Below are 24285 nucleotides of genomic sequence, written 5' to 3'. Positions count from 1 at the left end.
GGACGGAGGCGGGATCGGTGCGCGGCGCAGTGACACAATCCGCGCATGGAACCGCCTCCCTCCGCCGACGCTCCTGATCCGCATCCTGCCCTGGGCGAACTGGTGCGGCGCAGCTTGGCGCCGCTGCCGCCCGGGCTTGCGGAGCGCGATGGCGATGCGCTGGCCCGCGTCGCCGTGGCCAGCGACTTCGCACTGGACGTCTTCGCCCGGCAGCCCGCGGTGCTGGGAAGCGCTGCTCGACGATCCGGCCGCCGCGCCGCCTGCGCCCCGGCTGGATCCCGACCGGCCGGACACATGGCCCGGCCTGCTGCGCGCTTACCGCACGGGGTTCTCCGCGCACCTCGTCTGGCGCGACGTGAACGGGCTGGATGGCGTCGCCGACACGCTGTCCGGCAGCACCCGCCTGGCCGAAGACTGCCTGCGCCTGGCGCTCGACGCGCTCGAGATCCAGTTCGCGGCCCGCCACGGCGTCGTCCGCGACGCCGCCGGCGCGCCGGTGCGGCTGGTGGTGTTCGCGCTCGGCAAGCTCGGCGGCGGCGAGCTCAACTTCAGCTCCGACATCGACCTGGTCTACGCCTATGCCGAGGCCGGCGAGAGCGACGGCCCGCGTCCGCTGGTCGCCGAGGAGTACTTCGCGCGCCTGGGCCGGGCCCTGGCCAGGCTGCTGGACGAACCCACGGCCGACGGCTTCTGCCACCGTGTCGACCTGCGCCTTCGCCCCTTCGGCAACGCCGGGCGGGTGGCGCTGAGCTTCGCGGCCATGGAGCAGTATTTCCAGCGCGAGGGACGCGACTGGGAGCGCTACGCCTGGCAGAAGGCGCGGCCGGTGGCCGGCGACATCGCGGCCGGCGAGCGCTTCCTGGCCGCGCTGCGGCCCTTCGTCTACCGCCGCTACCTCGACTACGGCGCACTCGCCGGCCTGCGCGAGATGAAGGCGGCGATCGCCGCCGAGGTCGCGCGCAAGGAGCTGGCCGACGACATCAAGCGCGGCCCCGGCGGCATCCGCGAGATCGAGTTCCTGGTGCAGGCGCTGCAGCTGATCCGCGGTGGACGCGAGCCGGCGCTGCGTGGTCGCGGCCTGGTGCCGATGCTCGACGCGCTGCGCATCGCGCGCCAGATCGAACCGGAGACGGCGGCCGACCTGGCCGAGGCCTACCTGTTCCTGCGCCGGCTGGAAAACCGCCTGCAGATGCTGCGCGATGCGCAGGTGCACGCGCTGCCGGCCGATCCGGTCGATCGCCTGCGCATCGCGCGCGGCCTCGGATACACGGCGTGGGAGGGACTGCTGGCCGACCTCGCGCCGCGTCGCGCGCGCGTGGCCGCGGAGTTCGACGCGCTCCTCGCCCATCGCGACGAATCGCGCGGCGACGTCAGCGGCGACCTGGCGGGCTACTGGCGCGCGCTGCCCGAGGGCGGCGACGCCGCGGTGCTGGCCGCCGCCGGCTTCGGCGATGCCGGCGAGGTCGATGCCGCACTGCGCGACTTCGCGCGCTCGCCCAGCGTGGGCGAACTCTCCGACGCCGCCCGTGCGCGCCTGGACCGGGTGATGCCGGTGATGCTGCAGGCGAGCGCACCGGCCGATCGCCCGCTGCAGGCCATGCGACGGCTTCTGGCGCTGCTGCACAACATCCTGCGCCGCGCCAGCTACCTCGCGCTGCTCGACGAACAGCCCGCGGCGCTGGCGCGCCTGATCGGCCTGGTCACGCGCAGCGCCTTCCTGGCCGAACGCGTGGCCGCGCATCCGCTGCTGCTCGACGAACTGCTGGACGCGCGCGTCGAAGGCCCGATGCCCGACCGCGCCCAGCTCGCCGCCGCCTGCGCCACGGCGCTCCAGCGGGACGACGTGGAGGGGGTGCTGTTCGCACTCAATGAAACGCGGCAGGCGTTGAGCTTCCGCATCGCCCTCGCCACGCTCGACGCGCGCCTGGGGGCGATCGACAGCGCACGCCAGCTGGCCTGGCTGGCGGACGGCGTGGTCGCGGTGGTGATCGAGCTCGCCCTGCGCGAGATGCGGACGGCGCACGGCGTCGTCGCCGACGCGCCGTTCGCGGCGATCGGCTACGGCAGCCTGGGCGGCGAGGAGCTCGGCATCGGCTCCGACCTGGACCTGGTGTTCCTGTACGACGCGCCGGCGGACGCGGCGTCGGACGGAGCGCGGCCGCTCGAGGCGCAGCGCTGGTTCGCGCGCCTGGCGCAGAAGATCGTGCTGCTGCTGGGCACGCTCACCGGCGCGGGCCGGCTGTACGAGGTGGACGTGCGCCTGCGCCCCGACGGTGGCAGCGGGCTGCTGGTGTCGTCGCTCGCCGCCTACGCCGAATACCAGCGCGAGCGCGCCTGGACCTGGGAGCAGCAGGCGCTGGTCCGCGCGCGCTTCGTCGCCGGCGACGAGGCATTGCGCAGCGGCTTCGAGCACGTCCGCGCATCGGCGCTCGGACGGCCACGCGAGCAGGCGGCGCTCGTCGCCGACGTCGCCGGCATGCGCGCCCGGATGCGCGCGCAGCTCGACCGCAGTGCCGGCGGCCTGTTCGACCTCAAGCAGGGGGAAGGGGGCCTGGTCGACCTGGAGTTCCTGCTGCAGGCGCTGGTGCTGGGGCATGCCGCGGAGCGCCCCGCCTTGCTCCTGCCGCGCGCGACCCGCGAACTGATCGTGGCCTGCCGCGATGCCGGCGTGCTCGACGACGCCACGGCCGCGGCGCTCGGCGGGGCGCATGCCGCGCTGGTGTCCCTGGGCCTGGCGCAGACCCTCGATCGCCGTGCGCGCATCGTGCCGCTTGACGGATCACTGGATGCCGCCCGCGCCGCCATCACCGGGGCCCTGCGCGCGGCCGGCCTCGCCCCGGCCGGATAGCGACCGGCCGGATCAGCCGGCCCTGGCCGCGTCGATGTCGATCCCCGCCAGCCGCTGCAGGGCTTCGGCGTACTTGGCGCGCGTGCGCTCGATCACTTCGGCGGGCAGGCGTGGGCCGGGGGCGGTCTTGTCCCAGTCCAGCGTCTCAAGGTAGTCGCGCACGAACTGCTTGTCGTAGCTCGGCGGGCTGGTGCCGACCTCGTAGGCGTCGGCCGGCCAGTAGCGCGAGGAGTCGGGCGTGAGCATCTCGTCCATCACGTACAGGCGGCCATCGGCGTCGGTGCCGAACTCGAACTTGGTGTCGGCCAGGATGATGCCGCGCTCGGCCGCGTATTCCGCGGCGAACGCATACAGGCGCAGCGTCGCGTCGCGCACCTGCTCGGCCTGCTCTGCGCCGATCGTGCGCACCATGGTGTCGAAGTCGATGTTCTCGTCATGGTCGCCGGCGGCGGCCTTGGTCGAGGGGGTGAAGATCGGCTGCGGCAGCTTCTCGGCCTGTCGCAGGCCGTCGGGCAGGGCGATGCCGCTCACGCGCCCGGTGCGCTGGTAGTCCTTCCAGCCGCTGCCGATCAGATAGCCGCGGGCGATGGCTTCCACCGGCACCGGCTTCAGGCGGCGGGTGACGACCGAACGCAGGCGGTAGGGTTCCGGATCCACCCCCGCGGGCAGCACCGAGGCCACGTCGATGCCGGTCAGGTGGTTGCGCACCAGGTGCTCGGTCCGGTCGAACCAGAAGTTCGAGACCTGGCAGAGCATCTCGCCCTTGCCGGGGATGGGGTCGGGGAGCACCACGTCGAAGGCGCTGAGGCGGTCGGTGGCGACCATCAGCAGCAGCGGGCCGAACTCCTCGGGACCGGAGCCGGGCGGGAGTCCGTACACATCGCGGACCTTGCCGCGGTGGAGCAGTTCGAGCCCGGGCAGATGGGCTTCGAGCAGGGTCGTTGCCATGGGTCGTCTTGGAGCCGTCGGGGGGGCATTGTAGCGATGCGGGGCGCCGGCGCGAGCCCGCGGGCGGTAGAATCGCGCGCATGAAACGCTGGTATGGAAAAGTCCTGGGGTTCATCGCCGGCTGGCTGCTGATGCGGCATCCGGCCGGCGGCCTCATCGGGCTGCTGATCGGGCATGCCTTCGACAGCGACTGGTTCCGCACCGCCCGCGGCGACGCGTACGCCGTGCTCGGCCTCGAGGAGGGCGCCAGCGACACCGAGATCGACCTCGCCTACCGGCGGTTGATGGCGCAGTACCACCCCGACCGCATGGCCGGCGCCGCGCCCGAGCTTCTCGAGCAGGCCCAGCGGAGGGCGGCCGAGGTCAACCGCGCCTACGACCGGATCCGCAAGAAGCGCGGGCGCCGGTAGCAGCCGGGCCGGTAGAATCGTCCTCCCTCCCGTCGCCGCGGTTTCCGCGCGGCGGGGCCGCTTCCCAACCTCGAGTCCGTCATGCAGCCCACCGTCATCGCGCCCTCCATCCTTTCCGCGGACTTCGCCCGCCTCGGCGAGGAGGTCGACGCCGTTCTCGCCGCGGGCGCCGACTGGGTGCACTTCGACGTGATGGACAACCACTACGTGCCCAACCTCACCGTCGGGCCGCTGGTGTGCTCGGCGCTGAGGAAGCACGGCGTCACCGCGCCGATCGACGTGCACCTGATGGTGTCGCCGGTGGACCGCATCGTCGGCGACTTCGCCGAGGCCGGCGCCACCCTGATCAGCTTCCATCCCGAGGCCAGCAGCCACGTCCACCGCACGGTCCAGCTGATCCGCGCGGCCGGCTGCCAGCCCGGCCTGGTGCTGAACCCCGCGACGCCGGTGGAAGTGCTGGACTACGTGCTCGACGAGCTCGACCTGGTGCTGCTGATGTCGGTGAACCCGGGCTTCGGCGGCCAGGCCTTCATCCGGTCCGCGCTGGACAAGCTGCGCAAGGTGCGCGAGCGGATCGACGCCTGCGGGCGACCGATCCGCCTGGAAGTCGATGGCGGCGTCAAGCCCGACAACATCGGTGCGATCGCAGCGGCCGGCGCCGACACCTTCGTCGCCGGCTCTGCGATCTTCGGGGCGCCGGATTACGCCGGGGTCATCGAGCGCATGCGCGCGGAAGTGGCGGCCGCGGTCCGGGCATGAGCGCCGGCCAGGGTCCCGGCCGCGGTCCCGGCGTGGCCGCGTGCCCCGTCGGCGCACGGGCCCGCCGATGACCCCCGGACAGTTCCGGCGCCACGCCGACGCCGGCCATACCCGCATTCCCGTGGTGCGCGAGGTGCTCTCCGACCTCGACACGCCGCTGTCGGTCTACCTCAAGCTGGCCGACGGCCCGCACAGCTGCCTGTTCGAGTCGGTCGAGGGTGGAGAGCGCTTCGGCCGCTACTCGATCATCGGCCTGCCGGCCGCGCGCGTGCACGAGTTCCGCGGCCACCGCTACGCGCTGCGCGAGCACGGCGAGGTGGTGGCCGAGCGCGAGGTCGCCGACCCCTTCGCCGAGGTCGAGCGCCTGCGCGCCGAGCAGTCGGTGCCCGAGGTCGAGGGCCTGCCCGGTTTCAGCGGCGGGCTGGTGGGCTGGTTCGGCTTCGAGTGCATCGGCTACATCGAGCCGCGGCTGGCGGCCGGTGCGGGCCTGCGCGACGACCTCGGCACGCCCGACATCCTGCTGATGCAGTGCGACGAACTGGCGGTGTTCGACAATCTCAAGGGCCGGCTGTACCTGGTGGTGCACGCCGATCCGCGCGAGCCGCAGGCGCTGGCCCGGGCGCAGCGGAGGCTCGACGCGCTGGTGCACCGCCTGCGCCAGGCCGGGGCCGGCTATCCCGAGACCCTGCGTCCGGCAGCGCTGGACGAGGAAGACTTCGTTTCCGGCTTCACCCGCGAAGGTTTCATCGACGCGGTGGCGAAGGTGAAGGAGTACATCGCCGGCGGCGACGTGTTCCAGGTGGTGCTGTCGCAGCGGCTGACGGTGCCGTTCGAAGCGCGTCCGGTGGACGTGTACCGCGCGCTGCGCGCGCTGAATCCCTCGCCGTACATGTACTTCCTCGACGTCGGCGGCACCCAGGTCGTCGGCAGTTCGCCGGAGATCCTGGTGCGCATGCAGGGCGGCGAGGTCACGGTGCGCCCGATCGCCGGCACCCGCCCGCGCGGCGCCACGCCGGCGGAAGACGCGGCGCTGGAAGCCGAGCTCCTGGCCGACCCCAAGGAACGTGCCGAACACCTGATGCTGGTCGACCTCGGCCGCAACGACGTCGGCCACGTGTCGGAGCCGGGCACGGTGCAGGTGGGCGAGCAGTTCGTGGTCGAGCGCTACAGCCACGTCATGCACATCGTCAGCGAGGTCACCGGCCGGGTGCGCGAAGGGCTGTCCTACGCCGACGTGCTGCGCGCGACCTTCCCCGCGGGCACGGTCAGCGGCGCGCCGAAGATCCGTGCGCTGGAGATCATCCGCGAGCTGGAGCCGATCCGCCGCAACGTCTATGCCGGCAGCATCGGCTACATCGCCTGGAACGGCGACGCCGACATGGCCATCGCCATCCGCACCGCGGTGATCCAGGACGGCCGCCTGCACGTGCAGGCGGGCGCCGGCATCGTCCATGACTCCGACCCCGTGAAGGAGTGGGAGGAGACGATGAACAAGGGCCGCGCGCTGTTCCGCGCGGTGGCGCAGGCGGCCGGCGGACTTTGAGGGGCTCAGGCCCGGATGATGAAATCGATCACGATCGCGCCGGGCTCGCGCTGCAGGTAGAGGATCTCCAGGCGCTGGCCGAAGCGCTCCTCGAGCTGCGCCAGCAGCGGCAGCGGGTCGTGGTCGTTGACGAAGCGCATCGCTTCGCCGGGCTGCAGCGCACCCAGGGCGCCGAAGATCGCCGAATGGCGGAAGCGGCGCGCGATGCCGCGGGCGTCGAAGGGGTGGGCGGTGTACTCGGGCGCAGCGGTGGCGGCTTCGGTCATGGCGGGGTCCTCCGGTGGAACCGCCAGCCTGCCGACCACCGAACTGCGCGACCATGACCCAGGTCAGGACGGCGACGATCCGCGGTCGCGTCGCGCCAGACGCGCGAAGCCGTGCCAGAGCAGCCACGTCGCGCCCGCCAGGTAGGGGATGCAGGCTGGCACCCACATCAGCACGCCGGCCAGCTGCTGGTCGGCGAGGGCATCGAGGCCGAGCCGCGGTGCGCGCCCGGCGTAGACGGGATACAGCGGCCGCGTGGCGAAGGTCAGCAGCGCGCCGAGGAAACCCATCTGCATCATCACCGCGAGCATCGCCACGACGCCCGCGCCCGCCCCGAGGTGCGGATCGCGGAGGCGCTTCCACATCGCCGCCCACAGCCAGAGGCCGGAGGCGAGGAATGTGCCGTGCATGGCCCAGTGCACCGGGTCGCTGTCTAGGGCAGCGGTCGTCGCCGCCGGCAGGTGCCAGGCGCCGAGCACGATGCCGTGCGCGACCGACGCGGCGATGAGCGCGTCCGCCATGCGCGACGAGGCCGCACCCAGCGAGTGGTGGAGCCCCCGCGCGAGACGGGCGGGCAGCGCGTGCGCGACTACGGCCAGGGGCCGCCCGGCGAGCAGCAGCGGCGGCACGAAGGCGATCAGCAGCATGTGCTGGGCGACGTGCGCGGCCAGCGACCACTCGCCGTATCGATCCAGCGGCCAGATCGTCGCCAGCAGGAGGACGAGGACGCCGGTCGCGGCGGCAGCCACGCCTTCGGCACCTGCGCCGGCGCCGGCACCGGCGCGACGCCACAGCCGTGCCAGGCCGATGGCGTAGAGCAGGACCCAGGCCGCCAGGGGGAACAGCAGCCAGGGGGTGAGTGACCAGGCGGTGGCGAGCGTCGGTGGGTGCGCGTGGCCCGCATGCGCGGACGCCGCTCCGGGCGCGAGCGCCAGGCCTGAACAGAACGCGAGCAGGGCCGTCATCGAGAACCGACCGCGGCGCGAAGAAGGCCGCGGACGTCGCCGCGGCCGCGCACACGGCCGCTTCGCACGCGGCGCGCCAGGCTGGGTCCGGTTTCCCGGGACGCCGCCATGTACCTCTGGCTCAAGATCCTGCATGTCTCCGCGATGGTGCTGTGGTTCGCGGGGCTCTTCTTCCTGCCGCGGCTGCTGGTCGCGCGCCACCGCGGCGAACGCGACGCCGACCCGGGCTGTTCCGGCGTGGTCGCCAATCGTGTGTTCTTCCGCCTCGCGTCGCCCGCGGCGCTGGTGGCGATCGCGAGCGGCATGACCCTGATCGCCTACGGACCGGACGGTGCCTGGCTGGTGGTGAAGCTCGTGCTGGTGACCGGCGTGGTCCTGCTGCACCTGTACATGGGCGTGGTGCTGTACGAGCTGGGCCAGGGACGCGACCGCCACGGCGTCGCCTTCTACCGGATCCTGGGCTGGGCGCCCCTGCCGGTGCTGTTGGCGATCGCCGCGCTCACCGCCGCCAAGCCGGCCACCGTAGGCGACCTGCCGCCGCCGCCGGGCACGGAGGCTATTCCTGCGGTGGCGCATCGGGGCCATCGTCGTCTCCGCCGGCGTCAGCGGCCACGCCGATGCCATGGTGGAAGCTGAGTCCGCCGCCCAGCCAGCCGGCGACTCCCACCAGCAGCACCATCAGCGAGGACAACAGCAGGCCCCAGGGCCAGACCGCCGCCACCGGATCCGGCCAGCGCAGCCAGGCATTGCCGGCGGCGACCGCCAGCAGCATCAGCGCCGCCATCGCATGGCTCCAGGCGGAGACATGCCGGCGCACCACGGGAATCAGCAGCAGGTCCACCAGGCCCACTGCGGCCGCCACCACTCCGATCGCCAGGCCGGAAACATTGAGCACCGCCCCCATCTGTGCCCAGAACGGCAGGCCACTCCACAGGAACAGCAGGTCGCCGGCTGCGACCACCGCCAGGAAGGCGATCGGGAACACCACCAGCATGGGATGGACCGGGTGCTTGCGGATGGACACCCTGCTCTCGACCGTATGGCTGAGCCCGGGCGGCTCGGGCGGACGCAGGGCGGCGTTCATCGGGTGCATCCCGGCAGCAGGAGGACGGGGAGGGTGGTGTAGACGATCGCCGTCGCGGAAAGCACGCAGAGCGCGCCGGTGACCGCGGCCGCGAAGCGTCGCCGGGAGGCGATGCGGGGCGGCATGTCCGCGTCCAGGCGCGCCACATGCCAACCGCGCCATGCGCGCAGGCCGAGCCAGGCGAGTACTGCGAGCGCGACCACCGTCAGCGCGACCAGCCACCAGGCCAGGGCTTCGGATCCCGCCAGCCGCAGACGGTCGAGGCCTTCCTCGCAGGCCACGCCCTGCAGGGAGTAGACCGCCACCAGGTGCAGGGCCCACACCGTCATCGGCGCGCCCATGCCGGTCAGACGCCAGGGGGAAAGCACGTCCTTCATGCCAGCCTCGGGAACAGATGCAACACGCTCCAGGCGAGCAGGCCCTGGGCCACGGTGTAGCGCCAGAGCGCGGCGGTGATGCGCGCCTCGAGCGGGTGCCCGGCGCTGACCAGTCCCTGGCGCAGCCGTGCGGCGACGAACAGCGCGAACAGGATCGCCAGCGCCACGTGCGCGGCGTGGAAGCCGGCGAGCGTCCAGGCCACGGACGCATAGGCGTGATTGCCGGGCGCGCCTGTGGGCGCCATCGCCCGGGCGTGGGCGGCGATGAAGACGGCTCCGAGCAACGCGGTCCAGGTCCAACCGCGGGCGGCCCGCGCCAGCGCACCCTGGCGCAGCGCGCGCGCGGCGAGCCGCGTCGCCGCCGCGCAGGCGAGCAGCAGCCCGAGCGCGACCAGCGATGCCGGCCAGCTCGCGATCCCGATCCCGATCCCGTCCGGCGGCCATGCGTCCGTCCCCAGCCACAGGTAGAAATAGCTGAAGACAAGCGACGCGAACAGGGAGCCGTCCACCAGCAGCGACATCACCAGCGCCCACCATCCCGGGGCGTTGCGCGCGGCGTACTGCGTGGGCAGCACCAGGCCCGCCTCGGCCTCGACCGCATCCGGCCCGCCGGGATCTCCGGTGGTCCAGCCCCAGCGCCAGAGCAGCGCCAGCAACGGCAGCGCGATCGCCGCCGCCAGCCAGTACAGCTTGGCGAGGAAGGCCGCCAGCAGCGCCGCCAGCACCAGCGCCGCCAGCAGCGGAAGCCGGGTCGGTCCCGAGATCCGGATCACCTGTTCGGGCCGCGCATCCAGGATGCTGGAGCCGATCAGCTCGCGGACGCCGTGGCGCGCTTCGCCGAGCAGGCCGTCGGGGCGCTGCGTGGCCTCGGCCAGCCGCGGATCCGCCCACAGCGGATCGCGCCCCTGAACCCGCGGCACCGAGGCGAAGTTGAAGTCCGGAACGGGATGCTCCAGCGCCCATTCCAGGGTGCCGGCGCGCCATGGATTGCGGCGCGCGCGCGGGCCGTGGCGGAAGCTCAGGGCCACGTCCAGCAGCACCGCGACCATGCCCACCGCCAGCACGAAGCCCGCCGCGGTCGAGACCAGGTTGGGCCAGTGGAGGCCGAGTTCCGGAAGATAGGTGTACGCGCGCCGCGGCATGCCCAGCAGGCCGGTGAGGTACATCGGCAGGAAGGTCAGGTTGAAGCCGATGAAGACCAGCCAGAACGCGGTGCGGCTCAGGCTCTCCGAGGGTTCGCGGCCACTGGCCAGCGGCAGCCAGTAGTGCAGCCCGGCGAACAGGGGGAACATCAGCCCGCCGATCAGCACATGGTGCAGATGCGCGACCACGAAGTGGCTGTCGTGGGCCTGCCAGTCGAAGGGCACCATCGCCACCATCACCCCGGTCAGCCCGCCCGGCACGAAGACGAAGAAGAAGCCGAACAGGTACAGCGTCGGCACCCGCAGCCACGGACGGCCGGCCCACAGCGTCGCGATCCACGCGAACACCTGGATGCCCATCGGGATCGCCACCGCCATGCTCGCGGCGCTGAAGAAGGCCAGCGCCAGCAGCGGGATGCCGACGGTGAACATGTGGTGCACCCACAGCCCGAAGCTGAGGAAGCCGGTCCCCACGAGGGCCAGCACGATCCAGGTGTAGCCCACCATCGGCCGGCGCGCGAAGGTCGACACCACCATCGACACCACGCCTGCGGCGGGCAGGAAGATGATGTAGACCTCGGGGTGGCCGAACAGCCAGAACAGGTGCTGCCACAGCAGCGGGTCGCCGCCGAGCGCCGGATCGAAGAACACGAAGCCGAAGGCGCGCTGGATCTCCAGCAGGATGCTGGCGAGGATCAGCGGCGGGAAACCGAACACGATCATGAACGACGTCACCAGCATCGCCCACGCGAACAGCGGGATGCGGCGCAGGTCCATGCCCGGCGCCCGGCAGACCAGGATGGCGACGATCATCTCCACGGCCGCGGCCACCGCGGAGATCTCGGCGAAGGTCACGCCGATCAGCCAGAAGTCTGCGTTGAGGCCGGGCGACCAGGTCGAGTCGGTCAGCGGCGCGTACATGAACCAGCCCGAGTCGGGCACCGCATCGAACAGGAAGCTGGAGTACAGGAACAGCCCGCCGAACAGGTAGCACCAGTAGCCGAAGGCCGACAGCCGCGGGAAGGGCAGGTCGCGCGAGCCGATCATCTTCGGCACCAGGTAGAGCGCGAAGCCCTCCATGACCGGCACCGCGAACAGGAACATCATCGTGGTGCCGTGCATGGTGGTGAATTCGGCGTAGCGCTGCGGGTCCAGCACCAGGTTTCCGGGCCAGGCCAGCTGCAGGCGCATGAACATCGCCAGCAGGCCGGCGACGAGGAAGAAGGCCAGGCCGGTGACGATGAAACGCAGGCCGATGGTGGAGTGGTTGACCGCGGCGAGGCGACCGCGCCAGCCAGGCGGCGTGGCCCAGGTGGCGCGGAGGGCGCTCAGCCGCTCGTCCTCGGGCGTAAGGCCGGGAGGTGCGGAAGCATTCACCGCCCGGTCTCCGCCTGGCGCGCCAGCCACGCCGCGTGCGCAGTCTCATCATGGACCAGCACGTCGAACGCCATCACCGTGTGCCCGGTCCCGCAGTACTCGGCGCACTGGCCGCGGATGCGCCCGCCCCGGTCGGCGCGCAGGCGCAGATGGTTGATCCGACCGGGGATGGCGTCGACCTTGCCGCCGAGGCGCGGAATCCAGAAGGAATGGATGACGTCCGTGCTGGTAACGCGGAACTCGACCCTGCGGCCACGCGGCAGCGACAGCACGTCCAGCGATTCGGCCACCACCCCGCCCTGCGCGTCGAAGTAGCGGAAGCGCCAGCGCCAGCGCTCGGCGATCACATCGACGCGCGCATCGACCTCCCGGTCCAGGCCGGTGATGCGCGCGCTGGACACCGAACCGTGGACGAGCAGGCCGGCCAGCAGCACCGGCGGCAGCACCAGCCCGCCGCCCACGATCAGCCGCTGCGGCTTCGCCAGCGCTCGCGTGTTCCGCCCTCGATACAGCGCCCAGGTCACCAGCGCCATCACCAGCATCCACACCGCCAGCGCGCCCCAGAACATCGCCCACCAGATGCCGGCGATGGCTTCGGCGGCGGGGCCGGCCGGGTCGAGCGTGGACTGCGGGCCGGTGCAGCCCGCCAGCGGTGCGAGGACCGCCACCACGCCGAGGCGGACAGGTGCGAAGCGCGCGTTGGCCCCGATGGCGTCGACTCCCGTTCTCCCGGCCGGCGCGGACGCCGGGTGGGGAGCGTCCGCAGTCGGGGCACGCTATCGGGCGGTCCGGGGAGCGGGCGTGAATGCGCCGGTCAGCTGCCCGCGTTGCCGGCGCCGGAAGGCGCGGCTACTTCGCATGCCATTTGCCGTCGTCGCCCTTCGCGTATTTTTCCTTGACCGCGGACCAGGCCACTTTGTGCGCGGTCTCCTCCCGCGAGGCATCGCCGCGCCGGTCGTCGGCGTCGGCGTACTGGTCCCAGGCGCTGTTGTAGGCCTCCCTGTAGATCTCCTGCGCGTGCTTCGGCACGTTGTCCCGGACCGACTCCGGAAGCTCGCTGATGCTGGAATAGGGCATGGGGATGCTCCGTCGCAAACGGTCCGAAGGTAGGCCGGGCGGCGTGGCCTGCCCGTGATGCGCCGGTCCCGGATCCGGCCACCGGAATTGCGAACTGGCGCGGCCCCGAGACGCGGGGGCCGCTGGCGGGGGAAAATGGAGTCCGTGGAACAACAGGGTGGCCGCACATGCTGCTGATGATCGACAACTACGACAGCTTCACCTTCAACCTCGTCCAGTACCTGCAGGTACTCGGCGCCGAGGTGGAGGTGGTGCGCAACGATGCGCTCACCGTGGACGACATCGCGCGCCGCGCGCCCAGCCACATCGTGATTTCGCCGGGGCCGTGCACGCCCGACCAGGCCGGCGTGTCGCTTGAGGTCGTCGAGCGCCTCGGTCCGACCACGCCCATCCTGGGCGTCTGTCTCGGCCACCAGGCCATCGGCCAGGCCTACGGCGGCCGGGTGGTGCGCGCCGGGCGGATCATGCACGGAAAGACCTCGCCCATCCGCCACGCCGGGAACGGTGTGTTCGCAGGGCTGCCCGACGGCTACGAGGCCACGCGCTACCATTCCCTGGTGGTGGAGCAGGCGAGCCTGCCGGACTGCCTCGAGGTCACGGCCTGGACCGAGAACGACGACGGCAGCCGCGAGGAGATCATGGGCCTGCGCCACCGCACGCACCCCGTGCAGGGCGTGCAGTTCCACCCGGAGTCGATCCTCAGCCAGCACGGGCACGCGCTGCTGAGGAATTTCCTCGACGCCTGAGGCCGCCCGGCGGCCGCGCCTGCCGCGTATCGCGACCCTTACCTCCGACATAAACCAGCCTCGATCATGCCCATCACTCCCCAGGAAGCGCTCCAGCGCACCATCGAACACCGCGAGATCTTCGAGGACGAGATGTTCGACCTCATGCGCCAGGTGATGCGCGGCGAGGTCTCGCCGCAGATGACGGCGGCGATCATGATCGGACTGAGGGTGAAGAAGGAGACCGTCGGCGAGATCACCGGGGCGGCGCGCGCGATGCAGGAGCTGGCGAGGAAGGTCGACGTCGCCGACCGCAGCCACCTGGTCGACATCGTCGGCACCGGTGGCGACGGCGCGAACACCTTCAACATCTCCACTGCGTCGAGCTTCGTGATCGCCGCCGCCGGAGGGCGGGTGGCCAAGCACGGCGGCCGCAGCGTGTCGTCCACGTCGGGCAGCGCGGATGCCTACGAAGCCCTGGGCGCGGCCATCGAGCTGTCGCCGGAGGCAGTGGCGGAGTCGATCGCGCGCACCGGCATCGGCTTCATGTATGCGCCCGCCTATCACCCGGCGATGAAAGTGGTGGCGCCGGTGCGCCGCGAGATGGGCGTGCGCACGCTGTTCAACATCCTCGGCCCGCTGACCAATCCCGCCGCTGCGCCGTCAATCCTGATGGGCGTGTTCCATCCCGACCTCGTCGGCATCCAGGTGCGCGTGCTGCAGGAGCTGGGCGCCGAGCGGGCGCTGGTGGTCTGGGGCCGCGACGGGATGGACGAGATCTCGCTGGGCGCCGGCACGCTCGTGGGCGAGCTGCGCGACGGCCAGGTGCGCGAGTACGAGATCCATCCCGAGGACTTCGGCATCCCGATGGCCGCCAGCCGCAACCTGCGCGTCGAGGGTGCCGCGGAATCGAAGGCGATGGTGCTCGATGCGCTCGCCGACGCCGAAGGGCTGCCGGGCCGGATCGTGTCGCTCAACGCCGGCGCGGCGCTGTATGTGGCCGGGGTCGCGGACTCGATCGCAAGCGGCGTGGTGCTCGCGCGCGCGACGATTGCTTCGGGCGCGGCGCGGGCGAAGCTGGACGAGTTCGTTGCGGTGACCCGGGAGCTCGGCGGCGGCGCGACCACGATGGCCGCTCCGGCCGGGGGTGTCGCATGAGCGCGACCGGGGCACCCGACGTGCTGGCGCGCATCCTCGCGCGCAAGCTGGAGGAGGTCGCCGAGCGGAGCGCGCGCACGCCGCGCGCGGCATTGCGGGCCCGGCTGGCCGATGCGCCGGCACCGCGCGGCTTCGCCGCCGCGCTCGAAGCGAAGATCGCCGCCGGCCACGCCGCGGTGATCGCCGAGGTCAAGAAGGCCAGCCCGTCGAAGGGCGTGATCCGGGAGGATTTCGATCCCGCGGCCATTGCGCGCAGCTACGAGGCCGGCGGCGCCGCATGCCTTTCGGTGCTCACCGACGTCGACTTCTTCCAGGGCGCCGACGACTACCTGCGGCAGGCGCGCGCCGCCTGCCCGCTGCCGGTGCTGCGCAAGGACTTCGTCGTCGACGGCTACCAGATCGACGAGGCGCGCATGCTCGGCGCGGACTGCGTGCTGCTGATCCTGGCCGGCCTGGACGATGCGCGTCTGCACGACCTCTGCGCGCAGGCGCTGGAGCTGGGCATGGACGTGCTGGCCGAAGTGCACGACGCCCGCGAGTTCGAGCGCGCGCTGCGCCTGCCGCCGGTCGACGGCCGCGCGCCGCTGCTGGGCGTGAACAACCGCGACCTGCGATCGTTCGAGGTGTCGCTGGACACGACGCTGGCGCTGAAGACGCTCGCGCCCGAAGGCCGCCGCCTGGTGACCGAGAGCGGCGTCATGACGGCGGACGACGTCGCGCTGCTGCGCGGCGCGGGCGTGGATGCGTTCCTGGTCGGCGAAGCCTTCATGCGCGCCGACGACCCGGGCGCCGCGCTGCGCGGGATGTTCGGCACATGAGCGGCGCGCCGCCGCGAGACGGCGCGCCGCTGGTCGTCTTCGATTTCGACCACACCCTCTACGACGGCGACTCCGGCAGCCACCTCTTCGCCTGGCTGATCAGGCGCAGCTGGTGGCGCACCGCGCTGGCGCTGCTGCTGGCGCCGGTGTTCGGGCCGATGGTCGCGTTCCTGCCGACGCGGCGCGCGGGCATTTCCGGCTTCGTCTGGGCCGGAACCGTGGGCTTCCGGCGCGTGCGCGACCTCGACGCGCTCACCGACGCCTACGTCGCCGGCCACGTCGACGAGATCCGGGCCCGGCTGCTGCCGGTGGCCCTGGAGGTCTTCCACGCCCACCGCGAACGCGGCGACCGCGTGGTGGTCGCCACCGGCGCGCCACCCGAGCTGGCGCGCGCGATCCTCGCCTTCGTCGCCCACGAGGATGTGCCGGTGGTCGGCACGCTGATCGGCCCGCGCTTCGGCGCCGTGGTCGCCGCGCGCCACTGCCACAACGAGGAGAAGATGCGCATGCTGCGCGAGCGCGGCTGGGGCGACGTCGACGCCGCCTATTCCGACTCCTGGGCGGATCTGCCGCTGCTGCGGGCCGCGCGCCGGCCGGTGGTGGTGAATCCGAAGCAGGCCGCGATCGGACGCTTCCGTGAGGCACTGCCGCCGGGCACGCCGGTCCTCAACTGGGGCTGCCCGGGTCGCGGCGGCGAGCCGGTCGCGGTCGGCGTGGGGCCGGACGGCATGCTGCCCTCGGACCGCGGCTGAGGCGCCCGCCGACGGCCCGGATACCGGATTCGCGGCAGGCCGCCCTGCCGCTGCGCCCTCAGCCGGCCAGCGCCCGCCAGATCTGGAAGCCCGCGATCGCCAGCACCAGGCCGCCGACCGCGAACAGCACCGCGCGCTCGCGCACATGGCGCACCAGCAGCGCCGCCAGGGGCGCCGCGATCGCTCCGCCGACCAGCAGGCCCAGGATCACCTGCCAGTGCTCGAGCCCGATCGAGAGCAGGAAGGTGATCGAGATCGCCAGCGTGACCACGAACTCCGCGGCGCTGACGCTGCCGATGCTGGTCCGCGCCTCGCCGCCATGGGCGAGCAGGGTGGACGTGGCCATCGACCCCCAGCCGCCGCCACCGATGGCGTCCAGCAGGCCGGAGACGAAGCCGAGCAGGCCCACCCGCTTCACTTCGCCGCGCGGTAGCCGGCGCCCGAACGCGCGCAGCAGGATCAGCAGCGCGAGCACGAACAGATAGCCGTAGATCCAGGGCTTGATGGTGTCGCCGTCGATGCGGCTGAGCAGGGTGGCGCCGATCACGCCGCCGATCACGCCCGGCACCGCCAGCCGCAGCATCAGCCTGCGGTCGACGTTGCCGAGCATGCCGTGGGCGGCGCCGGACACGCCGGTGGTGAACACTTCCGCGGTGTGCACGCTGGCGCTGACCGCGGCCGGTGGCATGCCCATGGCCAGCAGGATCGAGGACGACACCAGGCCATAGGCCATGCCCAGCGCGCCATCGACCAGCTGCGCGCACAGGCCGATGGCCACGAACACCAGGAAATGGCTGCCGAGCAGGTCCGCCATGCGACGTGGTCCGGATTCAGGCGTCGCCGAGACGCTTGATGAAGCGCAGGGTGCCGTCGCCGAAGCCGCAGGCCCGGTAGAAGGCGTGGGCCTCGGTGCGCTGCGAGCCGCTGGTCAGCTCGATCCGGGCGGCCCCCGCGGCGCGCGCCCGGCGCTCGGCCTCGCGCAGCAGCTGCCGGCCGAGTCCCCGGCCCTGCGCGCCGGGAGCCACCACGAGGGCCGTGATCCGGCAGGTGGTGGTGTCCAGCGGCAGGTAATACATGAAGTCCAGCGCGACCAGGCCGGTCACCAGCCCGCCGCAGCGGGCGACCACCAGGGCCTGGCGGTCGTTGGCGGTGATGGTGGCGATGCGGCGCGCGGCGTCCGCGGTCTCGCAGGGATAGCCGAGCGCGCTGAGCAGGGCGGCGACATCGTCGGCATCGATCGCCGACGCGCTGCGCAGGTCGGCGTCCGGCAGCGTTCCCGCGTGCTCGAACGCCGGCATCGGCTCAGCGGGTGCCGTAGAGGACGATGGTCTTGCCGCGGGCGTGCAGCTTGCCGTCGGCCTGCAGCTTCTTGAGCACGCGCCCGGCCATCTCGCGCGAGCAGCCCACCAGCCGCGCCAGCTCCTGGCGCGACACCCGCAGCTGGGTGCTGTCCGGGTGGCTCATGGCCTCCGGCTCCTTCGTCAGGTCGTGCAGGGTGCGGGTGATGCGGTCGGTGACGTCCAGGAAGGCCAGGCGCCCGGCCTTGCGGCTGGTGTCGAGCAGGCGCCGCGAGAGCTGGGCCCCGATCGCGTACATGATCTGGGTGGCATCTCCGGACAGCGAGCCGTCGAACAGCTGGTACAGGCGTTCGTAACTGATCTCGGCCAGTTCGGTCTGCACGCGCGTGCGCAGGACCACCTCGCGCACGTCGGACTCGATGAACAGGCCCATCTCGCCCACGAACTCGCCCGGACCGAAGTAGCCCAGGATCAGCTCCCGGCCGTCGTCCTCCTCGGTGATGATGCTGACCGAGCCGCTGACGACGTAATACATGGTTCCCGCCTGGTCGCCGGGGCGGAAGACCTCGGTGCGCGCGGGATAGCGTCGCCGGTGGCAGTGGGCCAGGAAGCGCTCGATCGCCGCCGGCGACGGCATGAGGGGATGCGGGGGACGCCGGAAGGTACTGAGGATGGCCACGGGGTTGTTGGTCATGGACTGGTTGAACGGGGAATCGACCTAGGGTAGGCCGTCGGCCGCCGCCGGGCAAACCGCCTCGAGTGCGTCCTGGGGGCCTCAAGCTTGCTGTTGCTCGCCGCGACCGGTCCTTTGCTCCATAATCGCGCACTTTCCGCCCGAACCGGGATCGTATGACGTGGTCAAACCGCTGCCCCGCCTGAAGCTGCAGGGATTCAACAATCTCACCAAGGCGCTGAGCTTCAACATCTACGACGTGTGCTACGCCGTCTCCAAGGACGAACGCCAGCGCTACATCGAATACATCGACGAAGAGTACAACGCCGACCGGCTGACGCAGATCCTGACCGACGTCGCCGAGATCATCGGTGCCAACATCCTCAACATCGCCCGCCAGGATTACGATCCCCAGGGCGCGTCGGTGACGATCCTGATCTCCGAACAGCCGGTGATCGACAAGGCCGACGCCAAGGGCGTGATCTCCGACGCGGTGGTCGCGCACCTGGACAAGAGCCACATCACCGTCCACACCTATCCCGAGACCCATCCGCAGGCGGGCATCGCGACCTTCCGCGCCGACATCGACGTCGCCACCTGCGGCGTGATCTCGCCGCTGAAGGCGCTGAACTACCTGATCGAGAGCTTCGAGTCGGACATCGTCATCGCCGACTACCGCGTGCGCGGCTTCACCCGCGACATCAAGGGCAAGAAGCACTACATCGACCACAAGATCAATTCGATCCAGGACTTCCTGGCCAAGAACATCAAGGCGCGCTACGAGATGTTCGACGTCAACGTCTACCAGGAGAACATCTTCCACACGAAGATGCACCTGAAGGACTTCGACCTGGACCAGTACCTGTTCGAGGAAAAGGCGCGCAACCTGTCGTTCAAGGAGCGCATGAAGATCGAAGCGCTGCTCAAGCGCGAGATCGAGGAACTGTTCCACGGGCGCAACCTGGTGGAGTGACCACCGATCGCGGGACGGCCCGCGCGCGGGAAGCTTCCCGCGGACGAAGACCGACGGCGGTCCGGAGCGAAGGCTCCGGGCCGCTTTTTCTTTTACGGCGCCGCCGGCGATGGTTTCCGGCCGACGCGGAGGACGAGCGGATGGCATGGATCTATCTGGTGGTGGCCGGACTGTTCGAGGTGGTCTGGGCGCTGGGCCTGAAGTACACCGAAGGGTGGACCCGGCTCTGGCCCAGCCTGGGCACGCTGGCCGCCATGGTGGTCAGTTTCTGGTGCCTGTCGCAGGCGCTGCGGTCGATCCCGATCGGCACCGGCTATGCGATCTGGACCGGAATCGGCGCCGTGGGCGTGGCCGCCTTCGGCATCCTGGTGTTCGGCGAGAGCGCCTCGCCCGCGCGGCTGGCCTGCATCGCGATGATCGTGGGCGGCGTGGTCGGCCTGGAAGCTGGTCTCGGGCTGAGCGGCTCAGATCCGGTAGGCGACGGTCTTCATCACCTTGGAGGCCATCGCCATCAGCGCCGGGATCGGCTGCGGCAGCACGCGGGCGCCCGCCGCCTCGGCGTTGTCGGCATGGCGGGCCTCGTCCACCTTCATGGTCTCGAGGATGGCGCGGCTGCGCAGGTCGGCCCCCGGCAGGGTCTGCAGGTGTTCCTCGAGGTGGGCCTCGACCTGGCGCTCGGTCTCGACGACGAAGCCCAGGTTCCAGCCGTCGCCGCGCAGCCCCGCCAGCACGCCGATGGCGTAGGCACCCCCGTACCACAGCGGGTTGAAGATGCTCGGCCTGCTGTCGAGCTCGCGCAGGCGGTCGTCGCACCACGCCAGGTGGTCGGTTTCCTCCTGCGCCGCCGCCAGCAGGTGCGCGCGGGTCGCCGGGTCGCGGGCCACCGTGGCCTGGCCGACGTACAGCGCCTGCGCGCAGACCTCGCCGACGTGGTTGACGCGCATGAGCCCCGCCGCGTGGCGGCGTTCGGCGTCGTCCAGCTCCACCTCCGGCTCGCCGGCGCCGGGATTCGGCCGTTCGGCGCGCGGCCGGCCGGCCACGGTCTCGAGGGCGTTCTGGGCATCCGCCAGCAGGCGGTCGAGGGGGGAGAGGCTTCGCGTGGTCATGCGTGGATTGTGCGCCCTGACGGGGGGGAGGTCATCCGGCCGTCGGTGTCCGATCTCGCGACAGCGCTCGGGGCAGGGTGCCATCGGGTCCGCAGCCGGCATAAAGACCACCACGTGGTCAGCCGGCGGAGGGCCCGATGGCACCCTGCCGCCGCCAACCAGTCCCGCCCCACCAGCGAGTTGCGGTCTCCGGGGGAGCCCGGTACAATTCCGCCTCTTGCGTTCCCCGAACGTGAAAACGCGAGGCGAAGTTCCGCAGGGCGATGGCCCGCGCAACCAGCCCGACCAGTCACCCCTGAGAGTTACTCGATGAAGACCTTTACCGCCAAGAACGAGACCGTCCAGCGCGACTGGTTCGTGGTCGACGCCACCGGCAAGACCCTCGGCCGCCTGAGCACCGAGATCGCGCGTCGCCTCCGTGGCAAGCACAAGCCCGTCTACACCCCGCACGTCGACACCGGCGATTACATCATCGTGATCAACGCCGAGAAGATCCACGTCACCGGCAACAAGCTCGCCGACAAGATGTACTACCGGTTCACCGGGTACATCGGCAACCTGAAGTCCGAGACCCTGGGGCAGGCGCTGGAGCGCCACCCCGAGCGCGTCATCGAGCACTCGGTCAAGGGCATGCTCCCGAAGAACACCCTGGGCCGTGCGATGTACCGCAAGCTCAAGGTGTACAAGGGTTCCGAGCACCCGCACGCCGCCCAGCAGCCGCAAGTCCTGGATATCTAAGTCATGGCAATCACCCAGAATTACGGCACCGGCCGTCGCAAGTCCTCCACCGCCCGCGTGTTCCTGCGCCGCGGCACGGGCAACATCACCGTCAACGACCGTCCGCTCGACGAGTTCTTCGGCCGCGAGACCGCGCGCATGATCGTGCGCCAGCCGCTCGAGCTGACGAAGAACACCGAGAGCTTCGACATCAAGGTCACGACCTCCGGCGGCGGCACCACCGGCCAGGCCGGCGCCATCCGCCTGGGCATTGCCCGCGCGCTGGTCGAGTACGACGAGGGCCTGAAGTCCGAGCTGCGCAAGGCCGGCTTCATGACCCGCGACGCCCGCGAAGTCGAGCGCAAGAAGGTCGGCCTGCACAAGGCACGCCGCGCCACCCAGTTCTCGAAGCGCTGACCGCGGTATTCAGGGTCGCTTCGCGCGATCCTGCGCTACAATCGCTGCATAGCCCCGTCGCCAAGCGGTAAGGCACCTGACTCTGACTCAGGCATTCGGTGGTTCGAATCCATCCGGGGCTGCCACATCGCAACAAGGTCCGAAGCCCGCCGAGTGCGGGCTTCGTCCTTTCCGGGCCGGGCGCCAGGCGGCGGCCGCCACGCCCGCGCCCGCCGTGGCCGCCCCGGGGCAACGCCATGGCCATCACCTTTCCGCCGCCGTACACGCCCGAAGGCGCCGAGCGCGACGCCCTGCGCGACGAAGGCTATGCCCTGCTGTCGCCGGCCGCCGTGGCGGGGGTCACCGGGCTGGCTCCGGACGAGCTCGCCGGCCTGACCGTCGGCTGGGATGATCTTCCCCCCGACGCGTACCTGCGCGACGGCGGCCGCTACCGCTACCGCCGGCACTCCTGCTTCGTGGTCGAAGGCGAAGCGGTGCGCATGGCGCCGCATCGCGCGCACTGGCAGTCGCTCGACTACAACGCCCTGCATGGCGGCATGGCGCGCATGTACCAGCCGCTGTCCGACGCGCTGGTGGCCGGGCCCACCTGGCCGCGGCTGCTCGCCGCGCTCGGCGGACTGTGCAGCGGAGTGCGCCACACCGGGCCGTGGTACGTCGAGGCGCACCAGTTCCGCATCGATACCAGCGGCGGCATCGGCCGCCCGACGCCGGAGGGCGCGCACCGCGACGGCGTCGACTTCGTCGCCGTGTTCGTGGTCGGCCGCGAGGGCATCAAGGGCGGGGAGACGCGCGTGTTCGATGCCGCGGGCCCCGACGGCCACCGGTTCACCCTCGAGGAGCCCTGGTCGCTGCTGCTGATGGACGACACCCGGGTGATCCACGAATCCACGCCGATCCAACCGCTGCTGCCCGATGGCCGTGGCCACCGCGACACCCTCGTGCTCACGTATCGCGCGGGGGCGTTCCAGGGCGAGGACTGAGAGCTTTGCCGCACGCAGATCCCTGACACAAAGCGCGTCCCGCGCACTTGGCCCGGTCCCGCTACAATCCCGGCATTGCGAAGTTCCACGGAGTGGCGATGAAGCTGGGTTCCCTGAAGGAAGGCGGCCGTGACGGCACGCTGGTGGTGGTGTCGCGCGACCTGGCGCGTGCGGTGCGTGCCACCGGCATCGCTTCGACGCTGCAGCAGGCGCTCGAGGACTGGTCGAACATCGCCCCGCGCCTGGCCGCGCTGTCCGAGGCGCTCGACGCCGGCCGCGCCGACGGCGTCTTCGACCTCGAGCCCGCACAGCTGGCCGCGCCACTGCCGCGCGCCTACGAATTCGTCGACGGCAGCGCCTACCTGCCGCACGTCGAGCGCGTGCGACGCGCGCGCGGCGCCGAAGTGCCCGAGACCTTCTACACCGACCCGCTGATGTACCAGGCGACGAGCGCCGGCTTTTTGGGCCCGCGCGATCCGGTGCGCGTGGTGAGCGAGGACTATGGCATCGATCTCGAGGCCGAGATCGTGGTCGTCACGGACGACGTGCCGATGGCGGTGACGCCGGAGCAGGCCGCCGGCCACATCCAGCTGATCGGCCTGGTCAACGACGTGTCGCTGCGCAACCTGATCCCCGGCGAGCTGGCCAAGGGCTTCGGCTTCCTGCAGTCGAAGCCGCGTTCGGCGCTGAGCCCAGTCTTCGTGACCCCGGACGAGCTCGGCGATGCCTGGCGCGGCAACAAGCTGCACCGGCCGCTGGTCACCCACGTCAACGGGGAGTGGTTCGGCGCGCCGGAGGCGGGCGTGGACATGCAGTTCGACTTCGCACAGTTGGTGGCGCACGCGGCGAAGACGCGACCGCTCTCGGCCGGGACCCTGGTCGGATCGGGCACGATCGCCAACCAGGACACTTCGCTGGGCGCGTCCTGCTTCGCAGAGAAGCGCACCGTCGAAGCGCTGGAGCACGGCGCACCGAAGACGCCCTTCCTGGCCTTCGGCGACCGCGTGCGCATCGAGATGTTCGACGCCGGAGGCGCGAGCATCTTCGGTGCCATCGACCAGTTGATCGAGCATCAGCCCGCGCCCTGAGCCGCGCCGGGCGGCGCCCGGACAGGATCAGGGGGGCGGCTGTGGAGCGTCGGATCGGGGCGTGGATCAGGGGGAGCGGGCATGGCGATCCAGGGTGAAGTGGCGACGGGCGGCAACGACAGCAGCGCCAATGGGGCGCTGTGCCTGCATTCGTACTGGCGCTCCAGCGCCGCGTACCGCGTGCGCATCGGGCTCAACCTCAAGGGCCTGAAATACGACATCGCACCGGTGCACCTGGTGCGCGGCGGCGGAGAGCAGCATGCGCCGGCGTTCGCCGCGCTCAATCCGCAGGAACTGGTGCCGGTGCTGCAGCACGGCCAGCGCATGCTGCGCCAGTCGCTGGCGATCCTCGAATACCTCGACGAGATGTGGCCGCAGCCGCCGCTGCTGCCGGCGACTGCCCGCGAGCGCGCCCGGGTGCGCGCGCTCGCGCAGGTGGTCGCCTGCGACATCCATCCGCTGAACAACCTGCGCGTGCTGCAATACCTCGAGCGCGACTGGGGGGTGCCACAGCCCGAGCGCGACGTCTGGGTCAGGCACTGGATCGAGGGCGGCTTCCGCGCGCTGGAGGCGCTGCTCACGGACAGCGCGTCGACCGGCGAGTTCTGCGAGGGCCACCAGCCCACGATCGCCGACTGCTGCCTGGTGCCGCAGGTCTACAACGCGCGGCGCTTCGGCGTGGACATGGCGGCGTATCCGCTGATCGAGCGCATCGAGCGCCACTGCCTCACGCTGCCGGCCTTCGACGCCGCGCGTCCCGAGCGGCAGCCCGACGCTCCGGGCTAG

General features: G+C 71.5%; 26 protein-coding genes, 1 tRNA gene and 2 pseudogenes. 17 read left to right on the top strand and 12 right to left on the bottom strand.

All coding sequences use genetic code 11. From position 1 onward, the window contains the following. Positions 1 to 45 precede the first annotated feature (45 nt). A pseudogene (gene glnE / locus FPZ22_RS05315) lies at positions 46 to 2848 on the top strand (bifunctional [glutamate--ammonia ligase]-adenylyl-L-tyrosine phosphorylase/[glutamate--ammonia-ligase] adenylyltransferase). A gap of 12 nt (positions 2849 to 2860) precedes the next feature. Here glnE and FPZ22_RS05310 read toward each other — a convergent pair. Beyond that, positions 2861 to 3796 carry a phosphoribosylaminoimidazolesuccinocarboxamide synthase gene (locus tag FPZ22_RS05310; protein WP_144891083.1) on the bottom strand — a complete coding sequence of 312 codons (936 nt, stop codon included), beginning with the start codon at positions 3794 to 3796 and terminating at the stop codon, positions 2861 to 2863. 80 nt (positions 3797 to 3876) lie between these two features. Between FPZ22_RS05310 and FPZ22_RS05305 the strand changes: the two genes are divergently transcribed. The 3 genes from FPZ22_RS05305 to trpE all read left to right on the top strand — a co-directional run bounded on the left by FPZ22_RS05305 (position 3877) and on the right by trpE (position 6508). Continuing rightward, positions 3877 to 4206, top strand: coding sequence for a J domain-containing protein (locus tag FPZ22_RS05305; protein WP_144891081.1), 330 nt, complete (start codon positions 3877 to 3879; stop codon positions 4204 to 4206). A gap of 81 nt (positions 4207 to 4287) precedes the next feature. Next, the gene (gene rpe, locus FPZ22_RS05300) at positions 4288 to 4965 is read left to right on the top strand and encodes a ribulose-phosphate 3-epimerase (protein WP_144891079.1); all 678 of its coding nucleotides are present in this window, start codon (positions 4288 to 4290) and stop codon (positions 4963 to 4965) included. A 67-nt stretch (positions 4966 to 5032) separates the two neighbouring features. Further along, positions 5033 to 6508 (top strand): anthranilate synthase component I, encoded by a 1476-nt coding sequence (gene trpE / locus FPZ22_RS05295; RefSeq protein WP_144891077.1) that lies wholly within the window; start codon positions 5033 to 5035, stop codon positions 6506 to 6508. Positions 6509 to 6513: 5 nt separating this feature from the next. Here trpE and FPZ22_RS05290 read toward each other — a convergent pair whose 3' ends face one another. Both FPZ22_RS05290 and FPZ22_RS05285 read right to left on the bottom strand, forming a co-directional pair. Further along, positions 6514 to 6774, bottom strand: a complete 261-nt coding sequence (locus FPZ22_RS05290) for a DUF2249 domain-containing protein (RefSeq protein ID WP_144891075.1) — start codon at positions 6772 to 6774, stop codon at positions 6514 to 6516. Between the two features lie 63 nt (positions 6775 to 6837). Next, a complete protein-coding gene (locus FPZ22_RS05285; protein WP_168198944.1) occupies positions 6838 to 7737 on the bottom strand; it encodes a cytochrome c oxidase assembly protein in 900 nt (299 codons plus the stop codon). Positions 7738 to 7845: 108 nt separating this feature from the next. Between FPZ22_RS05285 and FPZ22_RS13990 the strand changes: the two genes are divergently transcribed. Continuing rightward, complete coding sequence (locus FPZ22_RS13990; RefSeq protein WP_246120937.1) at positions 7846 to 8373, top strand: CopD family protein; 528 nt, start codon at positions 7846 to 7848, stop codon at positions 8371 to 8373. Here the strand turns inward: FPZ22_RS13990 and FPZ22_RS13985 are convergent. The 5 genes from FPZ22_RS13985 to chaB all read right to left on the bottom strand — a co-directional run bounded on the left by FPZ22_RS13985 (position 8294) and on the right by chaB (position 12794). Continuing rightward, positions 8294 to 8821, bottom strand: coding sequence for a DUF2231 domain-containing protein (locus tag FPZ22_RS13985; RefSeq protein ID WP_144891070.1), 528 nt, complete (start codon positions 8819 to 8821; stop codon positions 8294 to 8296). The genes FPZ22_RS13990 and FPZ22_RS13985 overlap by 80 nt on opposite strands. Then, a complete protein-coding gene (locus tag FPZ22_RS05270; RefSeq protein WP_144891068.1) occupies positions 8818 to 9198 on the bottom strand; it encodes a hypothetical protein in 381 nt (126 codons plus the stop codon). The genes FPZ22_RS13985 and FPZ22_RS05270 overlap by 4 nt, the downstream gene beginning before the upstream one ends. Then, the gene (gene ctaD, locus FPZ22_RS05265) at positions 9195 to 11717 is read right to left on the bottom strand and encodes a cytochrome c oxidase subunit I (RefSeq protein WP_144891066.1); all 2523 of its coding nucleotides are present in this window, start codon (positions 11715 to 11717) and stop codon (positions 9195 to 9197) included. The genes FPZ22_RS05270 and ctaD overlap by 4 nt, the downstream gene beginning before the upstream one ends. Next, positions 11714 to 12385 (bottom strand): cytochrome c oxidase subunit II, encoded by a 672-nt coding sequence (coxB, locus tag FPZ22_RS05260; protein WP_246120936.1) that lies wholly within the window; start codon positions 12383 to 12385, stop codon positions 11714 to 11716. The genes ctaD and coxB overlap by 4 nt, the downstream gene beginning before the upstream one ends. A gap of 181 nt (positions 12386 to 12566) precedes the next feature. Continuing rightward, positions 12567 to 12794: a putative cation transport regulator ChaB gene (gene chaB / locus FPZ22_RS05255; RefSeq protein WP_144891062.1), complete on the bottom strand. Its 228-nt coding sequence runs from the start codon at positions 12792 to 12794 to the stop codon at positions 12567 to 12569. A gap of 167 nt (positions 12795 to 12961) precedes the next feature. On the opposite strand from chaB, the gene FPZ22_RS05250 reads away from it, so the two are divergent. From FPZ22_RS05250 to FPZ22_RS05235, 4 genes are all read left to right on the top strand, one after another. Further along, positions 12962 to 13540: an anthranilate synthase component II gene (locus FPZ22_RS05250; protein WP_144891061.1), complete on the top strand. Its 579-nt coding sequence runs from the start codon at positions 12962 to 12964 to the stop codon at positions 13538 to 13540. A 66-nt stretch (positions 13541 to 13606) separates the two neighbouring features. Then, positions 13607 to 14677: an anthranilate phosphoribosyltransferase gene (gene trpD, locus FPZ22_RS05245; protein ID WP_144891059.1), complete on the top strand. Its 1071-nt coding sequence runs from the start codon at positions 13607 to 13609 to the stop codon at positions 14675 to 14677. After that, the gene (gene trpC / locus FPZ22_RS05240; RefSeq protein WP_144891057.1) at positions 14674 to 15495 is read left to right on the top strand and encodes an indole-3-glycerol phosphate synthase TrpC; all 822 of its coding nucleotides are present in this window, start codon (positions 14674 to 14676) and stop codon (positions 15493 to 15495) included. Before trpD ends, trpC begins: the two co-directional genes overlap by 4 nt. Then, positions 15492 to 16247: a haloacid dehalogenase-like hydrolase gene (locus FPZ22_RS05235; RefSeq protein ID WP_144891055.1), complete on the top strand. Its 756-nt coding sequence runs from the start codon at positions 15492 to 15494 to the stop codon at positions 16245 to 16247. The genes trpC and FPZ22_RS05235 overlap by 4 nt, the downstream gene beginning before the upstream one ends. Before the next feature lie 58 nt (positions 16248 to 16305). Here FPZ22_RS05235 and FPZ22_RS05230 read toward each other — a convergent pair whose 3' ends face one another. The 3 genes from FPZ22_RS05230 to crp are packed head-to-tail and all read right to left on the bottom strand — an operon-like array spanning position 16306 to position 18182. After that, positions 16306 to 17061 (bottom strand): sulfite exporter TauE/SafE family protein, encoded by a 756-nt coding sequence (locus FPZ22_RS05230; RefSeq protein WP_144891053.1) that lies wholly within the window; start codon positions 17059 to 17061, stop codon positions 16306 to 16308. A 16-nt stretch (positions 17062 to 17077) separates the two neighbouring features. After that, the gene (locus FPZ22_RS05225; RefSeq protein ID WP_144891051.1) at positions 17078 to 17545 is read right to left on the bottom strand and encodes a GNAT family N-acetyltransferase; all 468 of its coding nucleotides are present in this window, start codon (positions 17543 to 17545) and stop codon (positions 17078 to 17080) included. Positions 17546 to 17549: 4 nt separating this feature from the next. Beyond that, the gene (crp, locus tag FPZ22_RS05220; RefSeq protein WP_246121004.1) at positions 17550 to 18182 is read right to left on the bottom strand and encodes a cAMP-activated global transcriptional regulator CRP; all 633 of its coding nucleotides are present in this window, start codon (positions 18180 to 18182) and stop codon (positions 17550 to 17552) included. 217 nt (positions 18183 to 18399) lie between these two features. Here crp and speD point away from each other — a divergent pair, with 217 nt between their 5' ends. Continuing rightward, entirely contained in the window at positions 18400 to 19191 is a 792-nt protein-coding gene (gene speD / locus FPZ22_RS05215) for an adenosylmethionine decarboxylase (RefSeq protein WP_144891047.1), read from the top strand. Positions 19192 to 19331: 140 nt separating this feature from the next. Next, positions 19332 to 19634: pseudogene (gene sugE, locus FPZ22_RS05210) on the top strand (quaternary ammonium compound efflux SMR transporter SugE); the annotation flags it as partial. A gap of 21 nt (positions 19635 to 19655) precedes the next feature. On the opposite strand, the gene coq7 reads toward sugE, so the two are convergent. Beyond that, positions 19656 to 20297 (bottom strand): 2-polyprenyl-3-methyl-6-methoxy-1,4-benzoquinone monooxygenase, encoded by a 642-nt coding sequence (gene coq7, locus FPZ22_RS05205; protein WP_144893946.1) that lies wholly within the window; start codon positions 20295 to 20297, stop codon positions 19656 to 19658. A gap of 309 nt (positions 20298 to 20606) precedes the next feature. Here coq7 and rplM point away from each other — a divergent pair, with 309 nt between their 5' ends. The 6 genes from rplM (at position 20607) to maiA (ending at position 24285) form a co-directional block, all read left to right on the top strand. Next, positions 20607 to 21035: a 50S ribosomal protein L13 gene (gene rplM, locus FPZ22_RS05200; RefSeq protein ID WP_144893944.1), complete on the top strand. Its 429-nt coding sequence runs from the start codon at positions 20607 to 20609 to the stop codon at positions 21033 to 21035. Positions 21036 to 21038: 3 nt separating this feature from the next. After that, positions 21039 to 21431, top strand: coding sequence for a 30S ribosomal protein S9 (rpsI, locus tag FPZ22_RS05195; RefSeq protein WP_144891045.1), 393 nt, complete (start codon positions 21039 to 21041; stop codon positions 21429 to 21431). Between the two features lie 50 nt (positions 21432 to 21481). Beyond that, positions 21482 to 21556: transfer RNA gene (locus FPZ22_RS05190), tRNA-Gln, on the top strand. 111 nt (positions 21557 to 21667) lie between these two features. After that, positions 21668 to 22411 carry a 2OG-Fe dioxygenase family protein gene (locus FPZ22_RS05185; protein ID WP_144891043.1) on the top strand — a complete coding sequence of 248 codons (744 nt, stop codon included), beginning with the start codon at positions 21668 to 21670 and terminating at the stop codon, positions 22409 to 22411. Positions 22412 to 22509: 98 nt separating this feature from the next. After that, positions 22510 to 23499: a fumarylacetoacetate hydrolase family protein gene (locus FPZ22_RS05180; RefSeq protein ID WP_144891041.1), complete on the top strand. Its 990-nt coding sequence runs from the start codon at positions 22510 to 22512 to the stop codon at positions 23497 to 23499. 81 nt (positions 23500 to 23580) lie between these two features. After that, a complete protein-coding gene (gene maiA / locus FPZ22_RS05175; RefSeq protein ID WP_144891039.1) occupies positions 23581 to 24285 on the top strand; it encodes a maleylacetoacetate isomerase in 705 nt (234 codons plus the stop codon).

The sequence above is a fragment of the Luteimonas granuli genome, from assembly GCF_007795095.1.
Taxonomy (GTDB): Bacteria; Pseudomonadota; Gammaproteobacteria; order Xanthomonadales; family Xanthomonadaceae; genus Luteimonas; species Luteimonas granuli.
The sequence above is the reverse complement of the archived record's forward strand: the minus strand, read 5'-3'. Positions and strand labels throughout refer to the sequence as shown.